This is a genomic window from Candidatus Methanoperedens nitratireducens (assembly GCF_000685155.1).
Classification (GTDB): domain Archaea; phylum Halobacteriota; class Methanosarcinia; order Methanosarcinales; family Methanoperedenaceae; genus Methanoperedens; species Methanoperedens nitratireducens.
Map to the genome: position 1 here is coordinate 55,706 of NZ_JMIY01000005.1, position 9,202 is coordinate 64,907.

Genomic DNA, 9,202 nt, shown 5'->3' on the forward strand with positions numbered 1-9,202 from the left:
GCAATGTATAAGAGCAGGATTAGCTGATGAACTGCATATTGATATCATACCGGTATTTCTGAGAGCCGGTTTTCGGCCATTTGAAGATATAGGCAATAAATCAATCAAGGTGGAAAGAATAAAAGTGGTGGAACTTCCAGCCAGCAGGACACATCTTAGATTCCGTGTAGTAAAATAGAATTTGCCGCCAAATATCAAAAATGGAATTCGTTGCAAAAGTCCATAAACTTGGCATCGACCCGTGCGTTGATGTGCCGGAGCGAATAATCAACAAGCTTTTGCGCGATGCCAGGAAACAGAGCGGCCCTGTACAGGTAAAAGGCACTCTCAATGCGCGGCATATAAAGCAAATGTTGTGAAGTACAGCGACGGGTGACGGGACTCGATAAGATGGCAGGAAGCTTTAAGTAGCGGATAGTTACTAAAATCACAGCAGTCAGTTTTAAGGGGGTATCATTTTGTCAGGCAACAACTCGAACGCACAGCAGCCACCTAAACCTGATCCCGCGCTCAAGCGCCTGGTAATGAATGGTTTACTGGCGACCCCGGAGACAGTCCGGTGGCTCGCGTTCGGCGCAGTCGCTGGTCATGTTCACACTCGCCTGGCTCGTCCTCGGATTCTTGAGCCCGGGTTATTCAGTCTTTGGCACTCTGATTGCGCCCTACTCACCCATCAGTCAGCCTATCAGTGGCCTGGGCATGGGCCCCACCGACCCATAAGCCGATAAAAGGGAAATGGGTGCCGACCATATTGAAACCGTGAAGGCGAAGCTAGCGGAAGTGCTCGCTTAGTCTTCTAATTTTTTTGGACGTTTAATGAATGGATAAGAGAGAAGTGGCGAAATTTCATAACGGAGGCCTGGCCTCCTGGTGTGCAGGCATACTCAACGTGTTAAGCCTGGCTTTCCTGATCGGGTTCATTGTTCTGTTTACCAATCCTGAAACCGCTCTAGGATTGCCATCCTGGGCCTGGATGCGGCGCTATTTTGGCATCCCCGGGCGCATCCACTACACATTGGTGATGCTTGCAGTACTGGCATTTATCTGGTGGCTTGCTTACTGGAACCTGATCTAATCAACGTAGATATCTAACCTGAAGTATAAGCCATCAAAAGAAATTACGACGATTTCGAGAGGGATATCGTGTAAGACTGCAGATCGCCTGATAAGTTTTATTACTTCTGGAATATAAGACAAGCTTGGGAAAATATCGAATATGGAATTTATACGTAGTTTTGAGCAGTTAACTAAAAAAGACATCTCTCTTGCCGGGGGCAAGGGTGCCAATCTGGGCGAGCTCGTTCGTGCCGGTTTTCCTGTACCGCCAGGGTTTGTAGTCACCACTGCAGCCTACGACCGCTTCGTTGTAGACAATTCATTAGGCCGGATTATCAGCGCAGTACTTCAAGAAGAAAAATCCAGCGGTACAGAGATTCGGGATGCTTTCCAGAGCGCGCCTATTCCACTGGAAATCGAACAGGCAATCTTAAAAGCGTACCGGAAGTTCGGGCAGAGGTCGGTTGCAGTGCGTTCCAGTGCGACCGCCGAAGACTTACCCGGGGCGGCATTTGCTGGCCAGCAAGATACTTTCCTTAACGTCATTGGAGAAGAGGCTTTGCTGGATGCTGTGCGGCGCTGCTGGGCATCGCTCTGGACTGATCGTGCAGTCACCTATCGCAGACGCCGTGGCATCGATCAGAGGGCGGTCAAGCTTGCAATTGTAATTCAGCACATGGTGCCGGCAGATGTCGCAGGTGTAATGTTCACTGCCAATCCTGTCACAGGTGCGCGGGATGAGATAGTAATTGATGCCAATCCAGGACTTGGCGAGGCTGTTGTCTCAGGTCTGGTAACTCCAGACCACTTTGTCATGCGGAAACAATGGTTAAGCTGGCGTATTATCGAGCGACATCATGGAAAACGGGAGGTTCTAATTCGACCGCGCACAGAGGGAGGTACGGAACGTGTTTCATTTGGTAGCAAAGGAGCACTACAGCCAGCGCTACCTGACCCCGCATTGAGGCAGCTTGCACGGCTCGGCTTGGCGATTCAACAGCATTTCGGGAATCCCCAGGACATTGAGTGGGTATGGAGCGGCGGGAAATTTTTTATTGTCCAATCTCGTCCGATTACCGCCCTGCCTGAGCCTGTACCTAAAATGAGCAAGATACAGTCAATGGTGGCAGGTCTGCTCGCAGAGATGTTCGCGGTTCGGCCGTATCCACTGGATGCTACTACCTGGCTGCCTGCGCTTTCTGACGCAGCCACATCAATCTTTGGTTTGCTTGGAGTCTCGGCGCCGCCCTTTGATCAAATGTTCGTCAAGAAAGATGATGTTATAGTTCAACTAAAGCACAGGATAGAGTTTCATCTGACTTCTGGAATATTCCTGGCGCCGGTGCATCTGTTACGAATAATTCTGCATTACAATCCCGTACACTGGAAGGAAGATCCGCTCTTGAACGATATATCTTTGCGCATCAGAGACCTGGAAGCCCGTGAGCTGCAGACGCTCTCGTGGAAGGAATTGCTTGCCACGATGAACGAGTCGCAGGAAATATTTGTCGATGTGGGAGAACTGCGGCGCCGCTATTATCCACGGATGGGATTTGCTGTCGGATTACTTCGTCTGTTCCTTGGTTTATTAGGGCGGAGTGATCATTTCAGTGTTCTCATGTCCGGAGTTGAGAACAAGACAGTCGAGGCAAACCATGCATTAGAGGCTTTGGCAGCGTGGATTCGAGCCAATCCCTCGTTGTCTGATATCTTTTCAAAGCATGATGCAGATAAGCTATGGAAAGCCCTGGAGGCGCAGCCATCAGGCCGGATGTTTCTGGTTGAGCTAAAAAGTTTCCTTGATCGCTACGGCCACCGGGAGTCAGTACTCAGTACCGCGCTTGAGCCCACATGGAAAGATGCGCCGGAGATAATGCTCGGTATTCTAAAGGGTCTTGCTTCAACGGAGGCGCGGTCTCAAAACGGGAGGCCTGCATGGGAGATAGAACGGGATAAAATCTTGATGCACCCTCTTCTGCGAATCTCGTTTTTGAGAAACTCGTTTATTGAGATTCTGGATGAGGCGCGCTGCTTTCTGCAGCTGCGCGAAGACACTCATTTTTACGCTACACTGGCACTGCCTGTGATCCGGCGGACGTTGCTTGAATTCGGTAGGCGGCTTGTCGGCATCGGTGTGATAGGTACCCCCGAAGATGTGTTTCATTTTCAGTTGAATGAAATTGAGCAACTTGAAATGGCATGGCCGCCGACACCGCAGCTAACAAGCGACCTGCAATCTGCCGTAGTGCGGCGCAAAGAGCAGCGAAAAGCCCTTGAAGGCATGCCGTTGGTAGACCCGCGCTCCTTTCGCCAAACCGAAGCTGCAGGCGATAATTTGCTTCGCGGTACGCCGGGGAGCCCCGGTATAGCAGAGGGAACGGTACGCATCATCCTCGATGCTTCAGAGTTCGGTAAGTTGTGTTCAGGTGATGTGCTTGTCGCTCCATACACGAATCCCTCCTGGACCCCGCTCTTTCAACGTGCTGTTGCGGTCGTAGTAGATACCGGCGGCTCGGGATCGCATGCGGCCATAGTTGCACGCGAGTATGGTATTCCAGCCGTGATGGGAACTGTAGATGGGACTCGCCGGCTGAAAGACGGAGAGCGGATTCGCGTGGATGGATTCCATGGTTTAGTTCACAGCCAGACCTGAATATCAGACAGGCACTTCTTGCTGCAATTTAAACAGAAGTACATGGAAATCTAAGGGGCGAATTATTTTAGCGGGTCCAAGGGGCAGTATCGCGCTGGGAAGAGACGAGTTCGCCAAAATGGCAAGCAAGGCCGCGGAATTTTACAGAAGCGTAAGGCAGACCTCAGCAAAAATTCTTTCCATGGGCGAAACCCAAATCAGCAGAGAATATTCCATGGTCAAAGTCCACTGGGGAGCGACGTTTGAAAAGACCGGAAACAAGCTGGTTGAATTTGATGTTACATATTTTATCCAGAAAACCGGCACCGAGCCAAAAATCATCATGTTCATAGTTCACCAGGATGAGGAGAGAGCAATGAAAGAGCTTGGTCTCTTAGGTTGAATCTATGAAGCTGCCAAAAATCCTTATATCATCGAATACATAATTATCTTATTAGTGGGGGAATCTGATGAAAATGAATCCTGTCGTACATTTTGAAATGCCGGCGAAAGATAAGGGCCGTATGAGGAAGTTTTATGAGACTGCCTTCGGCTGGCTATTCCCGGTGTCGGACTTTATGCGTCGTTCATAGACACCGAAGGCAACCGCGTGAGCATGATCGAGCCAGTGCCCATGCAATCGAAGTCGGAGGAATAAAATTAAGGAGAAACGATTATGAGAAAACTTGTTGTAAGCATATTTATAACGCTTGATGGCGTTATGCAAGCACCCGGGGGACCAGAGGAAGATCCGACCGGCGGTTTTACCTATGGCGGATGGTCGTTCAAGCTTATCGATAGCAAAACTTCTACAACTGGTGTAATCATCGCTACCTATGAACCCGCCGGAGAACTCAAGACCGGATCGTTTGCTCTTGATAATCCGAGTGAAGCGGAAATTGAAAGACGCAAACGACTTGCCGATGAGGGCAAAGCGTAGGAAGCATAGGAGAAACTAATAGGAGTAAAATTATGACAACTATCAAACAAAAAATCACACCGAATCTATGGTTTGACCGCCAAGCCGAAGAGGCGGCGAAATTTTACACTTCCATCTTCAAAAATTCCAGGATCGGCGAGATAACCCGCGCCAGCAAAGCAGGTTTTGAAATTCACGGCCTGCCGGAGGACACGGTAATGACCGTTGAGTTTGAGATTGAGGGGCAAAAATTCATTGCGCTTAATGGCGGACCGCTATTCAAATTCACTCCAGCTATATCATTTCTTGTCGCCTGTAATACGAAGGAGGAAGTCGATGCGATATGGGATAAACTGTCTGAAGGGGGTACGGCACTCATGGAACTTGGTGAATATCCCTTCAGCGAAAAATATGGATGGACTCAGGACAGGTACGGTCTTTCGTGGCAGGTGATGTTCATGGGTGATCGTAAGATGAAGCAGAAAATCACTCCCACGCTTATGTTTGCCGGCGAGCAGTGCGGGAAAGCAGAAGCGGCGATCAATTTTTACACATCGGTGTTCAACAATGCGGAAATTGGCAACATCCTCCGCTACGGCAAAGGCGAGGAACCAGATAAAGAGGGAACAATAAAGCATGCCGCCTTCACGCTTGAGAATCAGGGATTTGCGGCCATGGATAGCGCTCGTGAACACAACTTTACCTTCAATGAGGCCATTTCGTTTATGGTTGAATGCGAGACCCAGGAAGAAATTGACTACTACTGGGAGAAACTTACCGCAGACGGAGGGCAAGAAAGTGTGTGCGGCTGGCTCAAGGATAAGTTCGGTGTATCATGGCAAGTCTCACCCACTGTTCTGGATGAGATGCTGCGAGACCCCGATAAAGAGAAGGTGGAACGCGTTACCAATGCGTTCCTGAAAATGAAAAAGTTTGACGTTGAGGAATTAAAGAAAGCATATGAGGGCCAATAAAAAGGATCAAAATCATTAAAAGTTAAGGAGAAAACACTATGACAAAATTAAACACCTACCTCAATTTTGCGGGCAATACGGAAGAAGCGTTTAACTTTTATAAATCCGTTTTTGGCGGAGAGTTTAGCTCTGTTGTCCGCTTCAAGGATATGCCGATGGAAGGCGTAAATATCCCGAAAGAGGATGAAAACAAAATCCTGCACATCAGCTTACCGGTTGGTAAAGACAATGTATTAATGGCGAGTGATTCTCTTGAATCGCTCGGACAGAAACTAACTCAAGGCAACAATGTTTATATTTCAGTCCACCCGGAAAGCAAAGAAGAGGCGGACAGGATATTCAACGCTCTTTCCGCTGGCGGCACGATAGAGATGCCGATTGCCGACCAGCCGTGGGGCGACTACTACGGCAGTTTTAAGGATAAGTTCGGAGTGCAGTGGATGGTGGATTACACCTATCCGAAAGCGAAGTGAAGACTGTGCTATTGCCACGCGCTTCTAACAATCGGGGCAGCCCCGGTACTCGTCAAGGTTATTAAAAGGCATGGAAAACAACAGTAGGAAGAATCGTTATGTCGGATAATAACCTGCAACAGCAGCCGCCTAAACCTGATCCCGCGCTCAAGCGCTTGGATAGATTGGTCGGCACGTGGAGTATAAAAGGTCGTACGCTCGACTCTAAAGTCGACAACGTATCTGCACGGACTACTTTTGAGTGGCTACCGGGCGGATTCTTTCTAAAACAGAGCTTCGAGGCTGACTTTATGGGCATGAAAATCCAGAGCCTGGAACTCATCGGCTACGACCCATCGAGCGATACCTTCCCTTCACTTGTCTATTCCAATCTGGTGGGGGTCCCGATTCCATACCGCTATGATGTTCGGGGCAAAGACGTAACGATCACGACTGACCTTGCTGAAGTCGTGCCCGAAGCGCGGCTCGAAAAAGGCGCGTGTGCCGGGGTCAAGAGGCTTGCCGGGTGAGCGTAGCACCTCGTGCACGATAGGCGGGGTTATGAGGGGTTCATGATTGTTCAGGGGACGGCGCTGCAGAACAAGATGAGGGCTTTCGCTGAAAGTACGCCTGCGCTGCTGGAGAACAGGGGTGGAAGTTGGGGCTGGGGCTGCCTTAGTTAGCACTCTTGTGTTCATTGCATCAATCCTCCATACTTTGTCTCTATTAGCGATGCCAAGATTCAGATAGAATCATTTGAATTCGCTCAACTTCCGCTTGAGTAAGTCAAGCCTCACCGCTAGGGTGCAAAGTTCACAAAGAATCATTTTTGGAAGCTGATGAACATTCAGCTTGACTCTAAGCTGTTCTCAGTATCTATAAAGAGAAAATCGTTGACGCCTTGCTGTCATATCAATTTCTCTCTCAATAAGATTTCAAATACTTCATCAAGAAATTCGTCTAGTGTAATATCTTCTGCTCCGTCGCCGGTTCTATCATGAGCCTGCGGATTCTCAAAAGGATGTCTGTGCCAGTTTCCTCCAATGCAGTCTCTGCCGTACAATCTGTTATTCCATCCCACAAGTACATAATTCGAGGTACCTGATAATTGATGATGATAGAACTGGATATAGATACTGTCCGATATTTCTATCCTGGCTTTGACCGCGTTTTCGGTTTTGATCAGAACCCGCGGTTTTAATGAATATTTTGAAGCCGCGCTCTCAAGGGAGTCAATAAAATCTACGATTCTCATGTGTATTTTGCAAGCTTTTTGAGCTCTGCACTTATCGTCTGGATCCCGTCAATAGCAAGTTCCCAGTCGCAGTAATCCTCTTCAACCTGAAATGAATGCCCAGACTCTTCAACGATCCCCTTCTGCTTGAACTCATCAAAATCCATTTTATATTTCTCCCGGAATGTCTTATCCATGAGCTTATACTCAACAAGGCGCCTGCGCAGCTCATTGACGACCAGGTGTATGGTGCCCTCTTCAGGTTTCTGTTTAAAAAGATTTTCGTAGACGCTGTGGATTTCAGAAGGTAGTTTTACGGATACGGACATTCTCGATCACCTGATAATATCAATTAAGTTCGAGAGTTTATATAGTTTTACCAATGCTGATGGAACCATGTCCGCAGCGTGGCTCAAGAAAGCCCCTGCGGGGGCAAAATTATTAACAACGAACTTATACTAACTCAAAACGAACTCTTGGAGTTCGTTCCAGTTCGTTTATGTTCGTTGTTTTTAGACTATCAGATTTCAAGATGAGGAGGAAGAAATGCGTTTATACTTTCCTATACGTCGAAAAAGGCGCGTGCGCCGGGAAACAGTTCAGATAAGCCCATTTGGATTCGCTCAACTTACACCTGCGCAAGTCAGGTCTAACCGCGAAGGACGCGAAGTGTAGCACTGATCTTTGCGTCCTTTGCGTTGATAGAGATCGGTCCTGCTTCTAAAAAACCCGAAGCACCGCCGGGCATTAAGACACCTCAGTCCCCTGCTCAGGCTTATGGATCCCTCCAATGGCGCCGCCGGGCTGCCCTGTGTTCTCCTGCCCGCCCTCTTTCGCTAACTCCTCCTCCAGCACCTGTATCGCGCCGCTGATGCGCAGCAGGGTATTCCTTAAGTTCGCTTGTCTGTTCTCAAGTTAGGCCAATGATTTCTGACCTAATTCGAACTCTGAGCGGAGTTCTTTGAGACGATTCTTGAGCTTGTGTCTCATGCGAGGTTCTTCTTTCAATATAATAATATAATATGATTAAAATAGAGATTCTCAAAACCATATCAAATAGCAGTATATTCTCTATTTCAATCTATAGCATGATTCTAAGTTCTCCGTAATTTTTAAGAACCATCAAGCAGATTATTTAATGGGGGAGTGTTTAGATGACAATAACTCCAAGAGGTGAATCATTTCTTCCAAACATTTCTATAGATGAGTTGAATATTCTTTATCAAAAAGAGAATGATCCAAAAGCTAAAATAAGGCTTCTTGCAGCGATTTTACGCAAGGAAGGTAAGACCCTTGAAGAAATAAGCTTGGCGGTAAAACATCCACTAACAACCGTTGGCGACTGGCTACGCCGCCTGCACACAGAGGGGATTTCAAGAAAGAATAATAAAAAGCAATCTGGCAGACCAAAAAGATTGACAGATAAACAGATAGAAGATCTAAAGCCAATTCTTTTCAAATCTCCTCAGGAGCAGGGCTTTCCATTCATTATCTGGACAACAAAACTTGTTATACATCTAATAGAAAAACTCTATAACGTATCTTATAAACCACTTCAAGTAAGGCGTATACTTCATCGTCTTGGTTTTTCATGCCAAAAACCTCGACCGATTCATAGGAAAGCCAATATAAATCTTCAAGAAGATTTTAAAAAAACTTCAAACAGCGAATTCAACCATTTGTCAGCAGTGGATACGAGGTCTTATTTCTGGACGAAAGCATCTTTCCGATAGCTCCATATCTTACTTATGGCTGGTTTCCTGTTGGCAGTCATCCAACTGTCAAATATGAGTATAAAAGGAAAGAGAAACACTGTGTCTTTGGATCACTTAACGCAAAACATTTCATTTATGAGTTTGCAGAGACGCTTAATAGTGATATATTCAAGAAATTTTTACAGAAGTTAATTTACCAATTCAAAAAATTGGTTATCGT

The 9,202-nt window shown here is 47.2% G+C and carries 13 protein-coding genes; 11 read left to right on the forward strand and 2 right to left on the reverse strand.

Going from position 1 to position 9,202, the window contains the following annotated elements:
* The first annotated feature begins 200 nt into the window (after positions 1 to 200).
* The 9 genes from ANME2D_RS18040 to ANME2D_RS10135 all read left to right on the forward strand — a co-directional run bounded on the left by ANME2D_RS18040 (position 201) and on the right by ANME2D_RS10135 (position 6,563).
* A complete protein-coding gene (locus tag ANME2D_RS18040; protein ID WP_157834062.1) occupies positions 201 to 359 on the forward strand; it encodes a hypothetical protein in 159 nt (52 codons plus the stop codon).
* Between the two features lie 461 nt (positions 360 to 820).
* Positions 821 to 1,075 carry a hypothetical protein gene (locus ANME2D_RS10105; protein WP_048091301.1) on the forward strand — a complete coding sequence of 85 codons (255 nt, stop codon included), beginning with the start codon at positions 821 to 823 and terminating at the stop codon, positions 1,073 to 1,075.
* Between the two features lie 141 nt (positions 1,076 to 1,216).
* Complete coding sequence (locus ANME2D_RS10110; protein ID WP_048091303.1) at positions 1,217 to 3,709, forward strand: PEP/pyruvate-binding domain-containing protein; 2,493 nt, start codon at positions 1,217 to 1,219, stop codon at positions 3,707 to 3,709.
* 118 nt (positions 3,710 to 3,827) lie between these two features.
* The gene (locus tag ANME2D_RS10115; RefSeq protein ID WP_048091305.1) at positions 3,828 to 4,091 is read left to right on the forward strand and encodes a hypothetical protein; all 264 of its coding nucleotides are present in this window, start codon (positions 3,828 to 3,830) and stop codon (positions 4,089 to 4,091) included.
* 73 nt (positions 4,092 to 4,164) lie between these two features.
* Positions 4,165 to 4,281: a VOC family protein gene (locus ANME2D_RS19045; RefSeq protein WP_394295705.1), complete on the forward strand. Its 117-nt coding sequence runs from the start codon at positions 4,165 to 4,167 to the stop codon at positions 4,279 to 4,281.
* 83 nt (positions 4,282 to 4,364) lie between these two features.
* Positions 4,365 to 4,628, forward strand: a complete 264-nt coding sequence (locus ANME2D_RS10120) for a hypothetical protein (protein ID WP_048091307.1) — start codon at positions 4,365 to 4,367, stop codon at positions 4,626 to 4,628.
* Between the two features lie 32 nt (positions 4,629 to 4,660).
* A complete protein-coding gene (locus ANME2D_RS10125; RefSeq protein WP_048091309.1) occupies positions 4,661 to 5,581 on the forward strand; it encodes a VOC family protein in 921 nt (306 codons plus the stop codon).
* A 38-nt stretch (positions 5,582 to 5,619) separates the two neighbouring features.
* On the forward strand, positions 5,620 to 6,054 hold the full coding sequence (locus ANME2D_RS10130) for a VOC family protein (protein WP_048091311.1): 435 nt from the start codon (positions 5,620 to 5,622) through the stop codon (positions 6,052 to 6,054).
* Positions 6,055 to 6,152: 98 nt separating this feature from the next.
* Positions 6,153 to 6,563 carry a DUF1579 family protein gene (locus ANME2D_RS10135; RefSeq protein ID WP_052368795.1) on the forward strand — a complete coding sequence of 137 codons (411 nt, stop codon included), beginning with the start codon at positions 6,153 to 6,155 and terminating at the stop codon, positions 6,561 to 6,563.
* A gap of 377 nt (positions 6,564 to 6,940) precedes the next feature.
* Here ANME2D_RS10135 and ANME2D_RS10140 read toward each other — a convergent pair whose 3' ends face one another.
* Positions 6,941 to 7,288 carry a hypothetical protein gene (locus ANME2D_RS10140; protein ID WP_048091313.1) on the reverse strand — a complete coding sequence of 116 codons (348 nt, stop codon included), beginning with the start codon at positions 7,286 to 7,288 and terminating at the stop codon, positions 6,941 to 6,943.
* Entirely contained in the window at positions 7,285 to 7,596 is a 312-nt protein-coding gene (locus tag ANME2D_RS10145) for a hypothetical protein (RefSeq protein ID WP_048091315.1), read from the reverse strand. Before ANME2D_RS10145 ends, ANME2D_RS10140 begins: the two co-directional genes overlap by 4 nt.
* A gap of 825 nt (positions 7,597 to 8,421) precedes the next feature.
* On the opposite strand from ANME2D_RS10145, the gene ANME2D_RS10150 reads away from it, so the two are divergent.
* The gene (locus ANME2D_RS10150) at positions 8,422 to 9,000 is read left to right on the forward strand and encodes a winged helix-turn-helix domain-containing protein (protein ID WP_048091317.1); all 579 of its coding nucleotides are present in this window, start codon (positions 8,422 to 8,424) and stop codon (positions 8,998 to 9,000) included.
* Positions 8,997 to 9,202, forward strand: a 206-nt coding sequence (locus tag ANME2D_RS19050) for a transposase (protein WP_394295706.1), incomplete at its 3' end; no start/stop codon positions are given. The genes ANME2D_RS10150 and ANME2D_RS19050, both read left to right, overlap by 4 nt.